Below are 17385 nucleotides of genomic sequence, written 5' to 3'. Positions count from 1 at the left end.
GGGTGGACACGCTCCAGACTGACACAGACCTTGGTCACCGGTCAAACAGGTGACGCAACGGAAGGCGCCGCCGGGCCGGTACCGATGCGGTCAGGCCCGGACGGCCTGCTGACGGGCCCGGTAGTTGGCGGCCTTGACCCGGTTGCCGCAGGTTTTCATCGCACACCATTCCCGACGGTGCCCCCGCGAGCGGTCGAGGTAGACCTGCGTGCACTCCGGGCGGGCGCACTCCCGCAGCAGGGCGGCCTCGTCCCCGCCCAGGAGCGGGACCGCCTCGCGGGCCAGCGTCGCCAGCCCCTGCGCGACCGATCCCGTCCGCATGACCCCGTCGGGCCCCAGCCGCAGCGTCACCGGCAGGCCGGAGGCGTGCAGGTTCACCTCCGCGACCGCCTCCGCGGGCAGCGGCCGGGCATCAAGGCGAGCGGCCACCAGGTCGTAGATCGCCTCGCGCAACTGCACGGCGATCACCACGTCCGCCTCGCTCGCACCGGGCGGCAGGGCCACCATCCCCGACTCCACGAACCAGTCGTCCAGGAGACCGGGCGTGGCCAGCTTCTCCAGGGGCGCGTCGTTGCGGCGCGCCCGCAGGGTGCCGACGAAGTCCAGACAGAGCGTCCCGCAGGGAAATGCATGATTCACGTAACCATACTGAACGGTGACAGTGCGCATGGCAAGGCTTGGCCGACCGGCCCTGACCGAGGATCGAGTGCGCTGTCCGGCGCAGTCCATGGGCGAAGGGCCGACTGACGCACCCTTCGGACTCGGTGAAAAAGCTTACGCAGTCGACTGGGGAACCCGCTCCCCTGGCTGCGGCACTCGGAGCTTCGGGATGCGCCCCGTGCCGGTCGAGACCTCTACAGCCGCGCCCGTCGCGAAACCGGGCGGTGCACCTGTCCGGCGGGACGAGCCCCGTCGACCGGTGGCCCACGGGAGCGGAGTCCCGCTGGACTTCATCGGTCAGTTCCCCGTTCCGGGTGAGCCCGGCGAGGAACCGCGGATGGCGTGCCTCTTCCTCTCGACCGCGGATGCCGTACCTCTTCCTCTCGTACGACGACTACGAGACGGGCGGCATCGACGCCGACGACGGGGAGTCCGCGAGGCGGGCATGTCGCTGGTCGAATCCGGTCGCGAGGTGGGGAGTTCCGGCGCCGGCCTCGCCCTGGTCACCGTCGATATTCGCTTGCGCGCCGTCGTCACACGGGTCAGGGTCGCCTCACACCCCGACGGAGGCAGATGAAGATGACCGCGCAGACCCCCCACCTCGACCACGAACTCATCGAGGCCGCGGCCCACGTCGCACGCACTCGCTGCCGGGGCGACAACCACACCATGGCGGCTGCGGCCCGTGCGCAGGACGGTCGGATCGTCACCGCGGTGAACGCCTACCACTTCACCGGCGGCCCCTGCGCGGAGCTGGTTCTTCTTGGTGCGGCAGCCGCCCAGGGCGCCTACGAACTGGACACGATCGTCGCCGTGGGCGACCGCGACCGAGGGGTCGTGCCCCCGTGCGGACGGTGCCGCCAGGTCCTTCTCGACTACTTCCCGGACCTGCGGGTCATCGTCGGGGCAGGCGAGCGGCTCCGGGCCGTTCCCATCGCCGATCTGCTTCCCGAGAGCTACGTCTGGGCCGACCACCAGCTCGACGCCGAGGAAAGCGGGTCACTCAGCACGAGCTGACGCGCCGGACACGTACGGGGGGTGTCGCCTGATGCGGCACTACCTCTGCGGAGGCTCGTCCTGCGGCTTGTCGGAGCCCAGTTGCTCGTTGATCTTCCGCTGGGCCATGTCGACCTGGCTCTGGTACTTGTTCCCGGTCCTCGCGTCGAGCGCGTCGCCGCCCTTCTCGACCCCCTGCCGCGCGGTGTCTTCATGGCCCTTGAGCATGCCCTTGAGCTTGTCGAGCATCGACATGTCTGTCTCCTTCCGGACGATGGCACACCACCCAGCATCCGTTCATTCCCCGAGGTTCGCATCCCAGCGGGGTGGGGCGGCCCGCCGCCTCACGTCCGGGCCCGCGCCGCGCCACGCCGGACCGGCCATGCCATCGGCACGGCCGCCCTCACCCGTGTCGTCGGCGCCCTGGCCCGCTTCGGCGAAGCCCCCGTCGCCTCCGGAGCACCCCCCCCTCGAAGGGTCGGTACGCGGCAGGTGACCCGTCTTTCGGCCATCGCCGACCACGTGCCGTCAAAGACGCCTTGCCGCGCCGACCCGTCCTGTCCGGCGGGCAGCCTTCCGTTGCAGCACGTCGAGAGCCCCTTGCGTCAGGGGCGCGGTAGCAGGGGGTAGTGATTCATGCCGCAGGACACCGTGTTCGACCTGCCCTTCACGCCGGCCGTGAGTCCGGACGCCGAAGGTGCACGGCAGCGCGGTCTGCAGTGGTGCCGGCGTCTTGATCCGGTACGGCATTCCGTCGATCGGCAACGCTTCCTCGCCTGGGACATCGCCGGATTGACGGCGGCCTGGAACCCGCGGGCCACGGGTGGGCGGCTGGACCTGACGGTGGACGCGGTCGTGGTGGCCACGTTTCTGAACGACCAGTTCGACGGCCCTTCGGCCGCCCTGCCGCACCGCGTCGAAGCGGCGTGTCGCGCCTTCACCGAGGTGATCGCGGCCGGGGGTGACGCACCCTCCAGCGCGATCTTCCCGGGCCCGAGGCGGCGGTCGTCGCCCGGTTCGCCGCCTGCATGCGCAGCGCGATGAGCGGCTGTCTGCACTGGAGCCGGACCAGCCTGCGCTACTCCCGCCCGGTGCCCGCGGGAGAGCCCGCCCTCGCCACGGATCTCCTGGCGGAACGCTGACGGGGCCGGCCTCACGCTCTGTGCACCGGTACGGAGGGGAGGGCGCTGCCCCGCCTGGTCCTACCGGTGCTCTGTTCGAGCCAGAAGCGTGGGGCAGGTGAGTGAACTCCCCCGGAGCGGTCACGGACAGTGCGCGCGCTCGGATAGATCTTGGACATCCTCGCCCTGCCCCTCGGGCACCGGAGCGGCGCGGACGAGCCCCGTCCGCGCCGCTCCGGTGCCCGAGGTGATCGCGATCGCCGAACTGGAGGTGCTGATGTCCCCCGCCGACCCCGCTCTCGAAGAACTCGTCCGGGCAGCACACGACCTCGCCGAGGAGGCCGTCGCGTCGCTCGCCTCCAGCGGTGACCTCTGCGTGGCCAGGCTGGGGCAGGCGATCCGGGAGTTGCGGCGCGAGGACTCCGCGCTGCCGGGCGACGAGGTCCAGGACGGTGCGGACGCCATCGACCCCGTCACGCACGACCCGGCGTGGTAGGTCCACCGCCCGCGTGCCCCCTGCCCCCACCCCCGCCCTCGCCCTGTGGTGCTTCGGTGCCACAGCGCCTCAGGGCGAAAGCGATCAGAAACCGAAGGAGTGGCCTTGGACGCGGAGGCGACCCACACGAGAGTCCTCGTCGCCGACCTCGACGGGACCCTGCTGGGCGGTGAACCACGCGACCGGCAGCGGCTGTTCGAGGCCCTGCGGCGGCATCCCGAGATCGTGGTCGTCCTCGCGACCGGACGGAGCCTCGAATCGGTCCGGGACCTGCTCCGCGACGACCCCCTCGTGCCGTCGCCCCGGTGGATCATCGGCGACGTCGGGGCCAGCGTCGTCGACGCCGCCCGCATGACCCGCCTCGACGACCTGGAGGAGCGGCTGCGGGCCGGCTGGCCGGGCGCCGGACCGGTCCGCGAGGCTCTTCGGCGCTTTCCCCGGCTGGTGTACCAGGACGCGCCGCAGGACGGCCGGTGCTCCTTCTACCTGGCGCCCGAGGACCTCGACGACGAGGTGACCGGGGCGGTCGAAGAGCTGGGGTGCTCCTGGTCGTACGCGTCGGGCCGCTTCTTCGACGTGCTTCCCGCCCGGGCGGGCAAGGGGCAGGCGTTGCGTCTGCTGGCCGAAAGGCAGGGCTGGCCCCGGGAGGCCTTGCTCGTGGCGGGGGATTCCCTCAACGACCTCTCCCTCTTCCGACTGGGGGCCCACGGGGTCGTCGTCGGGGGCGCGGAACCGGCGCTGGCCGCGCGGGTGCCCGTCGGCGGCCTGGTCGAGATCTCCGACCTGTCCGGCGCGGCCGCCGTGACGCACGCCCTGCGGCGCCTGGGCTGGCTCGAACGGCGCACGGTGGTCGTCGGCTACCACCGGCCGCCCGTGCACTGGCGGGACGGCCGGTGGCAGGCCCCCTCCAGCCCCAACGGGGTCCTGCCCACCCTGCGGGCGGCGCTCACGGACGAGGGCCTGGACGCCGTGTGGGCGGCGGCCCATGTCGGCGCGACACGGCCTCCCGCCCCAGCCCCCGAACTCACCGGCGACCTGAGCCTGTCACTGCTGCCGGTGACCGAGAACCGCTGGGCCGGCTACTTCCACCGCGTCTGCAAGGAAACCCTGTGGCCCGCCCTGGTGGCCCAGCCGCACCTCATCGAGGACAGGCCCGGCCACTGGCCGGACTACGAGAAGGTCAACGCCGCGTTCGCCGACCACATCAGCTCCCTCGCCGCGACCGGCGCCACGGTCTGGCTGCACGACTACAACCTCTGGCTCGTACCGGAGCTCCTGAAGAGGCGACGCCCCGACGTGACCGTCGGGCTGTTCCACCACACCCCCTTCCCCCACCCGGACGTCTTCGGCCGCATCCCCGCCGCCGACCGGCTGCGCGCGTCCCTCGCCCGGCTGGACTGGGCCGGCTTCCACACCGCCGACTGCGCGGACAACTTCCACCAGGTCCTCACCGGCACCGCGACCGACCTTCCGCGCGTGGGGGTCCACCCCCTCGGCATCGACCACCGGGCCGTCGCCGCCCTCGCCCGCACCCGCCGTCCGCGCCGCGAGGACGAGGCCGTCCAGCTGGTGCTGTCCGTGGAACGCCTCGACTACGCCAAGGCCCCCGTCCACAAGATCCACGCCCTCGCCGCGCTGCTCCACCAGGACCCCGCCCTGCGCGAACGCGTCCGGTTCCGGTTGATCTGCCCGCCTCCCGAGTCGGGCATCCACGCCTACGACACGACCCGCGCGGAACTCGAACAGGCCGTCGCCGCCGTCAACGACCGTTGGAGGACGCCCTCCTGGCAGCCCGTCGAGTACGTCCCCCACAACCTCGACTTCGCCGAGATCGTCGACCACTACCTCGCCGCCGACGTCTTCTGGGTGGCCTCGCTCGCCGACGGCATGAACCTCACCGCCCAGGAATACGTGACCGCGCGCACCGCCACCGCGCGCCCCGGCGTCCTCGTCCTCTCCCGCCACGCGGGCATCGCCCAGCACCTGGCAGGAGCAGCCCTCCTCACCGACCCGCACCAACCCGACGACCTCGTACGCACCCTGCACGAGGCCCTGAGCATGACGGCCGCCCAGCGCCGCCGGCACCTCACCGAGGTCTCGGCCAGGATGCGTTTCCCGGCGCCCGCCGCCTGGGCGCGGAACGTGATCGCCGCGATCCGGGCGGCGCGCCCGGTGCCCGGCGGACTTCCCGAGCCGAGGCGTTGAGCGGCGGCCGTCGCCGGGCGGGCGGCCGTCGCCGTCCTCCTGGTCCCGGCACCTGCCGTCATACTGGTCCGGCACCGGTCGGCTCGGGCGGCGGGTCCCACCGACCGACACCGCTCGGGCCGGAAGGCGGGTGCCCTGTACTCCCACAGGCGCGTTAGGTTAGGCTCACCTTGCTTGCCGCGCGGCTTCGGGCTCCGGTTCCGCAGACGGCAATCCACAGGACCCGAAGGGCAGAGGCAGGGCGCAGGTGAGGGACGGTGACCGGGCTCGCGCGCGCCGCGCCCGCCGAGGCGGGACGCCCATGAGGGCGACGGGCGTACCGGGCTCCGGTCCGGAGATCGGAGCAGGGCGTCGTGGATAGGATCGCGCTCACGGCCGGGGCCCTGTACGCCATCGTCCTGCTCCGTGCCGGAGGGACGTTCGCCGTGGGGTGGCTCGCCGGCGCGGGCGCCCGGCGCAGCAGGTTCGCCGCGCGGATCTCTTCGGCGAGGTTCCGGCGCGCCGAGCGGGCGATCCAGCGGTGGGGCGCTCCCGTGGTGGCCGTCTCCTTCCTGACCGTCGGTTTCCAGACCGCCGCCAACTTCCTCGCGGGCAGCATGCGCATGCCGTTGCCGCGCTACCTCCCCGCCCTGCTCGTGGGCGGGGCGGCCTGGGCGCTGATCTACGCGACCGCGGGGCTCGGCGCGCTCGAAGTGCTGGGGAGGCTCTTCGCCGAACGGCCCGCCCTCCAGGCGTCCGTCGCGGCCGTCCCCCTCCTCGCGGTGTGCGGGACGGTGCTGTACCGCAGGAGAAGGGTGACCCGGTCCTCCGGTGACGCCGCGGCCGAGGAATCGTGAGCCATACCGCGTAGGCGGCCGCCACGGCGGAGAGAGGGACGCCCTCGGCCCGCGGATCCCGCCGGGCGGGATCCGCGGGCCGAGGGCGTGAGCCCCACGATCACCGTCGCCGGTCGGCGGCATCCCTCCCGGGTGGCGGGCCGTGGCTCAGGAGGCGGGCGGGGCGGCCGGGATCCGCAGTCGCGCACGAACCGTGGGACGCTCGCCGGGTCCGGGATTCCGGTGGGCAGGCGCGGCCTCTCGCGGGGCCTCCGACGCGAAACCGAGAGCGTCGAGGAACTTCAGCCCCGGCCGCCAGCCCTCCGCGACGGACGCGATCACCTCGGTGCAGCCGTCCGCGACCAGCGCGCCGATGAGCGCCGATGCGACCGTGCGCCCCAGCCCGTATCGGCGGTACTCGGGGTGGATCAGGAACGACCCGACCGAACAGGCGCCCCGCCCGGGATACTCGCGCACGGCGTCGACGAGCCCGATGATCCGGCCTTCGGCCTCGATCACCAGGATGACCTTGTCCTCGAACTCCGCGCCCTCGGGCAGGTCGTAATACAGGCTCTGGACGTCACCCGGCATGGCGGGCTGACCGAAGGCGTGGCCGAACCAGTCCTCGCAGGCCTCGAACAGACCGAGCACGTCGGGTTCGTCGTCCGGTTCGAGGTCACGGACCCGGAGAGCACGGCCGTCCACTTCGAGATCCAACAGCATGGCGGCCAGTCTATTTCCGGCCGCCGCTCCCCGACATACCGCGGTCCGGGCCGACTTCATCTGCAGCCACCGTCGTCCAGAGCACACAGACTGCCCACGTTTACACATATGGCGTGACTGCGATTACCGTCGAGGCATGCAAGGGGATCGCTCAAGCGATGACGGAAAGGGACGCGCCGTGCCGCCCGCCATGGCCCGGCCGTTGTCCTCGGCGCAGCCGCCGGGCGCCGTGAACTCGCCACGGCGGAACGCGTCAGCGACGCCCCGGTCCGGCGACCGCGTCGGGCCGGGGCGTCGCCCGAACGTCGACCGGGCGGGCATCACCCGCCCGTGAACATGCCCGCCGCTGGAGCCGAACGGCGGAGTACGCCACCACTTGAGGCGACATCGACACGTTCACCCGCTCGCTTGATCCGCTCGCGGGGCGGGCTGCGATCGGAAAGTGCGGTCAGGAGACGCGCTTGAGGGTCCAGGCGTTGTTGTTGAAGCCGGAGTTCGGCCACGCGACGCAGGAGCTGGAGTAGTAGGAGCTGGTCGCGGTCCAGCCGGCGGGGTAGTACGTGGACCCGCACGCCTGGACGACGGTGCCTATGGGCAGGCCGGTGAGCTGCTTGATCTGCTTGATGTTCGGGTTGAAGTTCTGGGTGCCGCAGCTGGCGCTGTAACCCCAGCTGACGTCGACGTAACCCGCCGGGGTGACGGTGCTCGCGCAGGTGGTCGTCACGTCACCGGGGGCCGCCTGGGCGGGCGCGGCGGTGAGGGCGAGCATCGCGGCGGCGGCGAGGGCCAGGGTGGCGGTGCGCAAACGGGTCATGATGGGCTCCTTGGAACGGAAAACGACCAACGGGAAACGACAGCCCGTTTCTACGGTGCGGCCGCGCACCGTAACAGCCGGTTTCCGGTCTCAGAGATCAGGCCACGACGACGGCCGGTCCAGTCAGGAACGTCCCCGGCTCCCGCGCCGGCACACCCCCTCGTCCGGCTCGCGGCCGGCGTCGACATCTCCCTCGGCACCGCCGGTCCGGGCCTTCTTCGGCCGCGCAGCGGCTGTCTGCCGCTGCAAGTGACTGGTCTGTCTCACCGCATGAGGAGGCGCGGCCGGAAGAAGCGCAAAAGCCGTGTCCGCCGGTGCCACCTCTGCGAAACTGATCCCGAGTCGACAGCTGACGGGACATCGGGAAACACAACGCCCGTACGCTGGGCAGAGGTTGGGCGGGTCACCTGCGAGGTGGCCCCGCAGCACACGCTGGGGGCCGCCGGCCTGTCGGGCGCGGACGGGGAGCGGCCCTACCTGGCGGTCACGGTCCCGGTGTCCGTGCGGTTCCCGGCCTCCAGGTACGAGGGTTGCGCCCGAGGTCGTGGCGGGCACCCCGGCCGGGGTCGGGACACGCCCCGTTGTTGACTGCCACAGCGCCGCAGGCACCGACGACGCCTGCACTCTCCGCCGCCCTCACGACCACGCGGTTGTCGCCGGTGTCCGACACGTAGAGGCGGCCCGACGCGTCCCCGACCATGCCCGTCGGCCGTACGAGACCCTCGAAGGGCACGGGTGTCCGGTCGCCTCCTCTCGTGGGCAGGGCGACGACCCGGTTGTTGCCGTGGTCCGACACGTACAGGAGCGCTTGCGCGGAGGTCAGGCCGTCCTGCGACGGGGTCGCGCCCGCCGTCGGCGTGGGCAGCGCGCACAGCGCCACGAGGCCCACCGCGGCGGCGAGCCGACGGGTCCACCGGCACGTGGCACGCCCCTTCGAGGGCGCGGACGTCGCCGTTCCGGGTCTGGCCGTCGTACGCGTCGTGACTCCCCATCGGGTCTGAGCGGCCGGCCCACGGCCGTACCTGCGCCGACCCTGGGAAGTGGCGCCGGAAAACACGGGAACCACGCCACCCGCCCTCCCCCGGGTCACTCCGGTGTTCCGGGCGGACGCATGACGGCGAACTGACGCCGGGCACCGGCCGCCCCCACGGAGTCCCCACACCGCGAGGGCGAAGCACACCTGGCGGCACGGCCTCACCGCCGTCCTGCTGCGCGGTCTCGTCAGTCGAGCAGGACGCCGGGGTTCAGGATGCGGTGGGGATCCAGGGCGTCCTTGGCGGCGCGCAGTGCCAGCGCGAAGGGCTCCGGTCGCTGGAGGTCGTAGCCGGCGCGGTGGTCACGGCCGACGGCGTGGTGGTGCGTGATCGTGGCGCGATGGCGATGCAGGATCTCACCGGCGACGGCCTTGATGTCGTCCCAGACCTCGACCTCGTCGCCGGGTCGGCCGGCGACGGCCACGGTGAAGTAGGGGGCGGCCCCGTCGGGGTAGACGTGGGTCAGGCGGCAGTTGACGGTGGCCGGGTGCCCTGTGATCTTCAGGGCGGCGGCGCCGACCCCGGTGCGGACGGCGTCGATCAAGGCGGGGATCTTGTCCCAGGTGGCGGCGGTCTCGAAGGTCTCGACGACGGCGCCCATGCGCGCCAGGCCGTCACGCAGGTAGGGCATGCGCAGGAACGCCGAACGCCAGGCGCTCACTGCCGAGCCGGCCGAGGCGTCCCGGTCCGCCGGGGGCGCCTCGGCTCGGCCGCTGTGGGCGCGGGCCAGGTCCATCGCGCTCGCGAGGCGGTCGCCGACGGGTCCGGTGGCGGATTCGAAGCCCAGGACCAGGACGGAGGAGCCGTCGCGGGAGGCGCCGGAGAGGAGGGCCTCGCCGGCGTCGAGCAGGCGGCAGTTGGCCGGGGCGAGGTCGGACTGGGCGATGGCGCGCACGGCGTCCAGCGCGCGGTGGAAGTCGGTGAAGGCCACGGACGCGGAGGCCTTGTGGCGGGGGCGTTCCTGCAAGCGCATCCACGCCTCGGTGATGACGCCGAGCGCGCCCTCGGATCCGAGGAAGAGCCGGTCGGGCGACGGGCCCGCGCCGGAGGCGGGCAGGCGCCAGGACGTACCGGCTCCGGCGGGTGTGACCACACGCAGGGACTGCACGAAGTCGTCGATGTGGGTGCGGACGGTGGCGTAGTGGCCGCCGGCCCGGGTGGCCAGCCAGCCGCCGAGGGTGGAGAACTCGAAGCTCTGCGGGAAGTGGCGCAGGGTCAGGCCGTGGGGCCGCAGCTGCTCTTCCAGCACGGGGCCGAGGGCTCCTGCCTGGATGCGAGCCGAGCGGCCGGCGGTGTCGATCTCCAGAACGCGGTCCATCGAGGTCAGGTCGAGCGACAGCACGGCGCGGTGGGCATCGCCGCGGTACTCCACGCCGCCGACCACCGAGGAGCCGCCGCCGAAGGGGATGACGGCCACGTCGTGCTCGCCGGCCCAGTCCAGCAGGTCGGCCACCTCCCGGTCGCCGGTGGGGTGGGCGACGAGGTCGGGGATCCGGCCGGGGCGGGCGCGAAGGGCCCGGATGACGTCGCGGTAGGCCTTGCCCATGGCGTGGGCGGAGCGCGCCCGCGGCTCTCCGGTGACCAGGTGCGCCAGGGAGGGCGGGGGCGTCACGGCGGGTCGGGCGATGGGCAGGTCCGCGATGCGGGGTATCGGCAGCGGGCGGGCCAGGGTGCCCGGGAGGAGGGACCCCATCGCAGCGCATTCGGCGTCGTCGGGGTGGGCGTCGGTATAGCCCCAGCCCCACCAGGAGCGGGTGCGGGCGGAGCGGGGAACGGAGGGGATCGCAGACACGAGAGTGCTCCCGATTGGGGTCCGATTGAACTTACCCATTGGTAAATTACCTTAGGGTAAGATCTGCTTCCATGACAACGCCCTCCTCCAAGGCCGGCACCAAGGGCGTGCCGAGAGCCGACCGCGAACAACAGATCCTGGCCGCGGCCACCGAGGAGTTCGGCCGCCACGGCTACGAGGCGACCACCGTGGCCACCATCGCCGTACGGGTCGGCGTCACCAAGCCGCTGCTCCACCAGTACTTCGGAAGCAAGCAGGGTCTCTACCTCGCCTGCCTCGACCCGATCGGCGACCGGCTGCTGGACGCCATCCGCACCGCCATGGCCGGACACAACACCGACGCGCCGCCCACCCCCCTGCGCGTCCTGAACGCCCTCTTCACCGCACTCGACGGGCAGCGCGAGGCCTGGTTCGTCCTCTACGACCCCACACTGCCGCCCGGCAGCGACGCCGCCCGGCGCGCCGCGCACTACCGCGACGCCGTCGACGGCCTCGCCGCGACCGGCACCGCCGAACTCCTGCGCACAGCCGGAACCACCGACCCACTGGACGCCGACGCCCTCAAACACGCCTGGCGCGGCCTGTGCACCGCTCTGGTCCGCTGGTGGATCAACCACCCCGACCAGTCGCCCGAGGCCATGACCCGGCGCTGTGCCCGGCTCACCGAGGCCGCCCGCGGCATCTTCGCCGACGGCGACGACACGTGAGCCAGACCGGCACCCGCCCTTCCGCTGTCGCGGCCCGCGTTCTGGAACCGTCGATCGTCACGAACGGAGTCGTCAGGTTCGCCGCCGGTGCCGAGACCGGAGTGAAGACCGTCCAGCAGCGCTCCGGCCTCACGACCGAACGCCAGGCACTTGCCCTCACGGACCCCAGCGCAGCCCGGGCCGAGGACACGGCCCGCGGCGGGAGCGCGGCCGGAAACGACCCCGCCGAGGCAGGACGCCGAGGGGACGAGGGGTTCGTGCCGCTCCTGCGCAGAGCCCCCGGCCGGCCGAGCCCGTCTTCCAGACGGCCGGTGGACGGACCTGACCAGCACCGCCGTGTACGCGGCTGATCTGCGACATGCCGCGCCGGTGGCACTCCCCCGACCTCTCGCGGCCGCGGACCAGACCCTGGACGTCGATGCCTCCTTGGCCAGGCGTTCCTGGAGCCGTGGGTTCTTGTCACGGGTCGTGGCCGGGAAGCACCCCTCACGTCACCGGCGGTCCTCGCCGTCGAAGTGAGACGGCCGCCGGCGTGGCGGCCGTCCTGAACGGACTCACCGAAGCCTGGAGGACAACCCGTTCCCCCACGGCGGACAATGGGACTCTCCGGCGGCTCCGGCATCCGCACGATCCGCCGGACAGGACCTCAGGAGGGGAAGCGTGACAGAGACCAGCGACACCCGATCCGCCGACCAGGAGGCACAAGGGGCGTCACGGAGCCGACTGCAGCGCCTGATGCGCCACATCCCCCTGATCGCCCCCTTCCTGCTGTGGGCCGTGCCGTGTTGGGTCCTCCTGCACACCGGCCAGCGCTGGCCGCTCCCCGTCACGTTGATCGGCACCGCGCTCTTCGCCCTCGGCCTGATCGGAATGCCGCTTGCGATGGTGCGCGGCCACGGCCGTCGCCGGCAGGACCGGGCGGCGGTCGTCGGTGACGCGCTGCTGGGCGGCATCTGGGTCCTGTTCACCTGGTCTGTTCTGCTCGGTGTCCTGCTGCGGCCTGTCCTGACCGTGGTCGGTGTCGGTGACGGGCAGGGCCGGGCACGCATCGTCACCTGGGCCGTCCTCTGCACAGCCGCCGTGCTGCTCGCATGGGGGTACGCCGAGGCCCGACGCGTGCCGCGCGTGCGCCGACTCGATGTGCCACTCCCGCGTCTGGGAGCCGGGTTGGACGGCACCCGAGTCGTCCTGATCACCGACACCCACTACGGTCCGCTCGACCGCGCCCGCTGGTCGGCACGGGTCTGCGAGACGGTCAACAGCCTGGAAGCCGATCTGGTGTGCCACACCGGTGACATCGCGGACGGCACGGCCGAGCGCCGTCGCGCCCAGGCCGCTCCCCTGGGCACCGTGCGGGCGACGCGGGCCCGGGTCTACGTCACCGGCAACCACGAGTACTACAGCGAGGCCCAGGGCTGGGTCGACCTGATGGACGAGCTGGGCTGGGAGCCGCTGCGCAACCGTCATCTGCTGCTCGAACGCGGTGGCGACGCCCTCGTGGTCGCAGGTGTCGACGACGTCACCGCCGAGTCCTCCGGGCTGGCGGGTCACCGCGCCCACCTCGCCGGAGCCCTCCGGGGGGCCGATCCCGACCTGCCCGTCCTCCTGCTCGCCCACCAGCCCAAGTTCGTCGACCGGGCGGCGGCCCACGGCATCGACCTCCAGCTCTCCGGCCACACCCACGGCGGCCAGATCTGGCCCTTCCACCACTTGGTCCGCCTCGACCAGCCCGCCGTCGCCGGCCTCAGCCGCCACGGCGCTCGCACCCTCCTCTACACCAGCCGTGGCACCGGCTTCTGGGGCCCGCCCTTCCGCGTCTTCGCCCCCAGCGAGATCACCCTGCTCGTGCTCCGCTCCCCGCAGCGGTCCACCTCGCCGTAAGAATCCCTCACTGCACGAGTCGAGTTCGACCACGAAGCACGTCGCCGCACCGACATCGCCTGGACGATCGCCGAGTACGACGGGCCGGTAGGCAACCGCCTCCGGCACGCCACCATCGCAGCCGGCACTCCCGTCGCGCTGATCCACACGATCCTTCGACACCTCGACGCTCCGCCGCTCCTCGCAGCCGTCGGAGAAGCGCCCGGCGCCCTCCGCGACGCCGGATGGCAGCCGACGAGTCACCTCACCCGCACCATCTGGACCCACGCAACCGGCGCCTTCGCCTTCGAACACGCCCCGCACTCCAAGGCCGACCGATGAACCCCGTGCGGCACAGAACGCATCAGGTCTGTTCGGCGCCTGCCCGACGAACACCGGGCAGGTGCACCACGAGGAGCGTGAAGGCGGCCAGCGCGACGTTCCGGGCAGCGGCGTCCAGGCCGTTCCAGTCGGACGACTGCCACATGGCGAACCACTCGCCGCCGATCGCGAGGAAGCCCATCCCGAAGAGCAGCAGCACCATCACCAGACCCACCGTGCTCGCCGCCCGGGCGCGGTCGTACACGTCGTGACGCAGTCCCGTGATCCAGAGCCGGGTGGCGGCAAGGAGGACAACCGCGGCCAGGGTCTCCCAGACGACGATGGCGACGTAGGCGGCGTTCTGCAGAGTCGGGGATTCGACGGCCCGCCACATCAGGTCGGGGTCCTTGAACGTGGTGTCCATGCTCAGGACGTGCTGGACGAACTGCTGGTTGGTCCCGAAGTCCGTGATGTTCCCGAAGGCGACCAGGGTCATGTAGAGGGCGACGGTCGCCGTCAGCGCGGTCGCCGCGGCGGACGGCGCTCCCAGCCGGAGGAGCCGGTTCCGCCGGGTGTCCGGGGTCGTCTCCTGGGAACGGCTGCCGGAGTCGGTGCCTGTCGGCCGATGTGCCTGTGTCATGGACGTGTCCTCCCTGATCGTCCCGCGAGCGCCTGAGCCACGGGTCCCGTACCGTCCCCTCCCCACTTGCGCGGTCCTCCAGCCGTCCTGCCGCGCGCCGGTCCCTCCGCGCCCTTCACCCACACGGGTGAGCGGGTGGCGAGCCGGGCTGTCTCTCGGCCACGATGCCCGGATGCAGGACGACGAACCGCTGGAAGAGTGGGCGCGTCGACGCGCCGAACGTCGAGCCGCCTCGAAGGGCAAGCGGCGCGCCATGCCGCTCGGAGAGGGCCCTCACCACGGGGCCCACGTCGACCCTGGCGCCCCGAGAGCGATCGAGGAATGGACCGGCGCGGAGTGGTCGGTGGTCGGCGTCGCCGAGAATCTGGCCGTTGCCCAGGCCCTGCTGCATCCGTCGCCCCCTGTACAGGAGAAGCCCGTCGAATGGGACCGCCCCGCACTCGGCAAGGGCCGCGGCCGGCACCGGAAGCCGTCCCCGGCTGATGAGCGTGACCAGTAGGTCTGGGCCCACGGGAGGCCTCTGACGCAGGGGAACCGTCGATCTGTACGGCGCCCAGCCGGCCTTCTCCCGTACGGCCGAGCCACTGACTCGGGCGGGGCCTGCTCCGCGCGGCCCGCCCCATGAGGAGACCGGCCGTCGAACACCGACGCCACGCCGGGCGTCCACGAGGGCGACACGTTCGGGTAGGAGCGGTGGACGTGCTTTCCGACCACCCTCCGACCTGACGCCCACACACATCGTCGCGGTGGGCGCCACGTACGACGCCGAGGCCCGGACCGCCCGCATCATCAGCGACGGCGCCGGCCAGAAGGTGCGCAAACATCCGCGCCGTCCAGGCGGCCGGCGCACACGCCGTAGTGTCGGTGGGGCAGGTGATGACCCCCGGTTTCCGAAACCGGTGACGGTCCGGGCCATGGGGAGCACACCGCCGCTCCACGCCTCTCCACCGAAAGGCCCCGCCCGGACACCACCAGAGCCTCGGGTCTACGCCGACGCGTACGACAGCCGGAAGAGATCCAGTGCCCGCTCCACGTCCTTCTCCGAGCGCAGCTGGACCTCCAGGTCGCCCGTGCCGTGATGGCCCGGCCCCGTCACGTCCCGGGTGAAGCCCGGTACGAGCTCGACCGTGGTCGGCGCGAGCGTCTCCAGTGCGATGTGGTGCTCGCCCGGCATGGTGGAGCGCACGAGGTCGATGGACAGCCGGTGCCCCACACCCCGCCGGGAGAAAACACTCCTCCAGGCTGCGGCCGGCGATGTGCGCCTGCTGCGCACGCTCGAGATCGGCGAGGCTGCGCGGGCCATCACCGGGGCGCTCGGCGCGGAGGTCGTTGCCGTGGTGAAACCGGCGGAGACGCCGGCGATCCTACTGGGGCCGTTCGGCCCCAGCGGGACTCCCGTCCTGGGGACCAGACTGGTGGCGTCGGATCCGGGAGGCCTCCATGAACGCCCGGCCGAGCCACGACGGTCCCTCCTTGTCCACGAAGCGCGCGCCGCTCGCACCGGCCCGTTTCCCATCGCCTGGTTCGGCCGCTGCTGGACGCTGGTTTCCCGGGCGTCGACGTCGTGCCGTGTGGGGCGCTGCGGGCGGTCGAAGCGGCCGCGGAAGCCGGAGGACGAAGTACTGAGGAGATGAGACGTGATGCGTGCTGTGATCGTGTACGAGAGCCTGTTCGGCAACACGCGCGAGATCGCCGACGCGATCGGAGAAGGCCTGAAGGAGGCACACCCGGACGCCGAGGTCGAGTGCGTGGCGGTGGTCGACGCTCTGCCGGAGCGCATCGGCTCCACCGACCTGTTGGTCGTCGGCGGGCCGACCCACATGCGGGGCATGACCACCGGGATGAGCCGGAAGATGGGGCTGAAGGCCGAGCGGCAAGAGGCCGAGAAGGAGGAGCGTTCCTTCGCTCCCGAGGAGGGCGCGGAGGGCCCCGGAGTCCGCGACTGGTTCCACGACACGCTTCCGAAGGCCCACACCGGCACCCACGCCGCCGCGGCCTTCGACACCAGGGCGGACATGCGCCTGGCCGGCGCCGCCGCCGGCGGCATCGCCCGTCGGCTGCGCAGCCACGGCTACGAACTCGTCGCGGAACCGGAGGGCTTCGTCATCGAGGACACCGAGGGCCCGCTGCGCGAGGGCGAGCGGGATCGCGCGAGGGCGTGGGGGGCGGCTCTCCAGGTTGCTTGACCGATCCGTACAGGAACGCCACCGGCAGGGGTGGGGGCTCGTCAGGCAGGCCCCTCTCCCGTGGCGGGGACCGCCGCGCGAAGGCGGTGTGACCTCGTTCCCGTGGAGGTCTCGGCCAAGCGCCCGGAGGCGAGGAGCGGCTGGTCGTGAGTCTTGGGACCCACAGGCGACAGCGGCCGGTGAGGCGGGGACCAGGTCCGCGCACATCCTGGCCGGAGCGCTTGCCCACTCCGGCCGGGGCGAGACGGTTCGGCCACGCCTCGCGCGGGCCGAACGGGGTTCCGAGGGGGCCGTCCGGCCCTCCTCCTCCCTCACGGAACGCGGCCAGACTGGGAGTGGACACCGTAGGTCTTCGCTCCTCTGGGAGAACGGGATGACCGCCTCGCGCTACACCGTCAGCGACGTCATGACCCACACCGCCATCGCCATCGGGCGTGACGCGCCGTACAAGGAGATCGTCGCGCTCATGGACCGCTGGAAGGTGAGCGCCCTGCCCGTCCTGGAGGGCGAGGGACGCGTGATCGGGGTCGTCTCGGAGGCCGATCTGCTGCCGAAGGAGGAGTTCCGTACGGACGAGCCCCGACCGGACGAGTTCGCCGCGGCGTCCAAGGCCGGAGCCGTACGGGCCGGGGAACTCATGTCCAGCCCGGCCGTGACCGTCCATCCCGACGCGACGCTCGCCGAAGCGGCGCGGATCATGGCGACGCGGAGGGTGAAGCGCCTGCCCGTGGTCAACGGCGTCGGGATGCTGGAGGGTGTGGTCAGCCGGAGCGACCTGCTGAAGGTGTTCCTCCGTACGGACGCCGAGATCGAGGAGGACGTCCGCCACTCCGTGCTCGGTGAGCCGGCCGCCCCCGTAGGGCTCGATGTCACGGTCGTGGACGGTGTGGCCACGATCCGCGGGGCGCTCTCCGACAGGTCGCTGGTGCCGCTGGTCGCCCGTGCCGTGCGGGCCGTGGAGGGTGTCGTCGACGTCCGGATGGATCTCGGTACCCCTGAAGAGGCTCCATGACGG

The 17385-nt window shown here is 72.3% G+C and carries 16 protein-coding genes and 2 pseudogenes; 11 read left to right on the top strand and 7 right to left on the bottom strand.

Features of this window, described 5'->3' with window-relative positions; all coding sequences use genetic code 11:
- Positions 1–90 precede the first annotated feature (90 nt).
- Positions 91–639, bottom strand: coding sequence for an ABATE domain-containing protein (locus tag ACIGW4_RS20045; protein WP_123458859.1), 549 nt, complete (start codon positions 637–639; stop codon positions 91–93).
- 600 nt (positions 640–1239) lie between these two features.
- Here ACIGW4_RS20045 and ACIGW4_RS20040 point away from each other — a divergent pair.
- A complete protein-coding gene (locus ACIGW4_RS20040) occupies positions 1240–1677 on the top strand; it encodes a cytidine deaminase (RefSeq protein WP_123458860.1) in 438 nt (145 codons plus the stop codon).
- A 39-nt stretch (positions 1678–1716) separates the two neighbouring features.
- On the opposite strand, the gene ACIGW4_RS20035 is transcribed toward ACIGW4_RS20040, so the two are convergent.
- Positions 1717–1911 (bottom strand): antitoxin, encoded by a 195-nt coding sequence (locus ACIGW4_RS20035; protein ID WP_123457933.1) that lies wholly within the window; start codon positions 1909–1911, stop codon positions 1717–1719.
- Positions 1912–2292: 381 nt separating this feature from the next.
- On the opposite strand from ACIGW4_RS20035, the gene ACIGW4_RS20030 reads away from it, so the two are divergent.
- The 4 genes from ACIGW4_RS20030 to ACIGW4_RS20015 all read left to right on the top strand — a co-directional run bounded on the left by ACIGW4_RS20030 (position 2293) and on the right by ACIGW4_RS20015 (position 6314).
- Positions 2293–2700, top strand: a complete 408-nt coding sequence (locus ACIGW4_RS20030) for a hypothetical protein (RefSeq protein ID WP_399582008.1) — start codon at positions 2293–2295, stop codon at positions 2698–2700.
- Between the two features lie 324 nt (positions 2701–3024).
- Entirely contained in the window at positions 3025–3273 is a 249-nt protein-coding gene (locus tag ACIGW4_RS20025) for a hypothetical protein (RefSeq protein WP_399582006.1), read from the top strand.
- Between the two features lie 99 nt (positions 3274–3372).
- The gene (locus ACIGW4_RS20020; protein WP_399582003.1) at positions 3373–5478 is read left to right on the top strand and encodes a trehalose-6-phosphate synthase; all 2106 of its coding nucleotides are present in this window, start codon (positions 3373–3375) and stop codon (positions 5476–5478) included.
- Positions 5479–5831: 353 nt separating this feature from the next.
- Positions 5832–6314 (top strand): DedA family protein, encoded by a 483-nt coding sequence (locus tag ACIGW4_RS20015; protein WP_399582000.1) that lies wholly within the window; start codon positions 5832–5834, stop codon positions 6312–6314.
- Positions 6315–6461: 147 nt separating this feature from the next.
- Here ACIGW4_RS20015 and ACIGW4_RS20010 read toward each other — a convergent pair whose 3' ends face one another.
- The 3 genes from ACIGW4_RS20010 to ACIGW4_RS20000 all read right to left on the bottom strand — a co-directional run bounded on the left by ACIGW4_RS20010 (position 6462) and on the right by ACIGW4_RS20000 (position 10695).
- On the bottom strand, positions 6462–7076 hold the full coding sequence (locus ACIGW4_RS20010; protein WP_185094847.1) for a GNAT family N-acetyltransferase: 615 nt from the start codon (positions 7074–7076) through the stop codon (positions 6462–6464).
- Positions 7077–7464: 388 nt separating this feature from the next.
- Positions 7465–7830: a hypothetical protein gene (locus ACIGW4_RS20005; RefSeq protein ID WP_359587207.1), complete on the bottom strand. Its 366-nt coding sequence runs from the start codon at positions 7828–7830 to the stop codon at positions 7465–7467.
- Between the two features lie 1221 nt (positions 7831–9051).
- Positions 9052–10695, bottom strand: coding sequence for an FAD-binding oxidoreductase (locus tag ACIGW4_RS20000; protein WP_399581998.1), 1644 nt, complete (start codon positions 10693–10695; stop codon positions 9052–9054).
- Positions 10696–10727: 32 nt separating this feature from the next.
- Here ACIGW4_RS20000 and ACIGW4_RS19995 point away from each other — a divergent pair, with 32 nt between their 5' ends.
- The 3 genes and pseudogenes from ACIGW4_RS19995 to ACIGW4_RS19985 form a co-directional block, all read left to right on the top strand.
- Positions 10728–11363, top strand: a complete 636-nt coding sequence (locus ACIGW4_RS19995) for a TetR/AcrR family transcriptional regulator (protein WP_399581996.1) — start codon at positions 10728–10730, stop codon at positions 11361–11363.
- 660 nt (positions 11364–12023) lie between these two features.
- On the top strand, positions 12024–13244 hold the full coding sequence (locus ACIGW4_RS19990) for a metallophosphoesterase (RefSeq protein WP_399581994.1): 1221 nt from the start codon (positions 12024–12026) through the stop codon (positions 13242–13244).
- 21 nt (positions 13245–13265) lie between these two features.
- Positions 13266–13565, top strand: a pseudogene (locus ACIGW4_RS19985) (hypothetical protein); the annotation flags it as partial.
- A gap of 22 nt (positions 13566–13587) precedes the next feature.
- On the opposite strand, the gene ACIGW4_RS19980 reads toward ACIGW4_RS19985, so the two are convergent.
- Complete coding sequence (locus ACIGW4_RS19980) at positions 13588–14184, bottom strand: DUF2165 domain-containing protein (RefSeq protein WP_399581992.1); 597 nt, start codon at positions 14182–14184, stop codon at positions 13588–13590.
- 172 nt (positions 14185–14356) lie between these two features.
- Between ACIGW4_RS19980 and ACIGW4_RS19975 the strand changes: the two genes are divergently transcribed.
- On the top strand, positions 14357–14683 hold the full coding sequence (locus ACIGW4_RS19975) for a DUF6087 family protein (RefSeq protein WP_399581990.1): 327 nt from the start codon (positions 14357–14359) through the stop codon (positions 14681–14683).
- 486 nt (positions 14684–15169) lie between these two features.
- Here ACIGW4_RS19975 and ACIGW4_RS19970 read toward each other — a convergent pair.
- A pseudogene (locus tag ACIGW4_RS19970) lies at positions 15170–15319 on the bottom strand (transporter); the annotation flags it as partial.
- A gap of 505 nt (positions 15320–15824) precedes the next feature.
- Between ACIGW4_RS19970 and ACIGW4_RS19965 the strand changes: the two are divergent.
- Together ACIGW4_RS19965 and ACIGW4_RS19960 are read left to right on the top strand one after the other, a co-directional pair.
- Positions 15825–16370, top strand: coding sequence for a flavodoxin domain-containing protein (locus ACIGW4_RS19965; protein WP_399581989.1), 546 nt, complete (start codon positions 15825–15827; stop codon positions 16368–16370).
- Positions 16371–16743: 373 nt separating this feature from the next.
- Positions 16744–17382, top strand: a complete 639-nt coding sequence (locus ACIGW4_RS19960; protein WP_399581987.1) for a CBS domain-containing protein — start codon at positions 16744–16746, stop codon at positions 17380–17382.
- Positions 17383–17385: the final 3 nt, after the last annotated feature.

Origin of the sequence: Streptomyces sp. NPDC053513 (assembly GCF_044544765.1) — a bacterium.
GTDB lineage: Bacteria > Actinomycetota > Actinomycetes > Streptomycetales > Streptomycetaceae > Streptomyces > Streptomyces litmocidini.
This window is presented reverse-complemented; position numbering and strand designations above follow the sequence as displayed.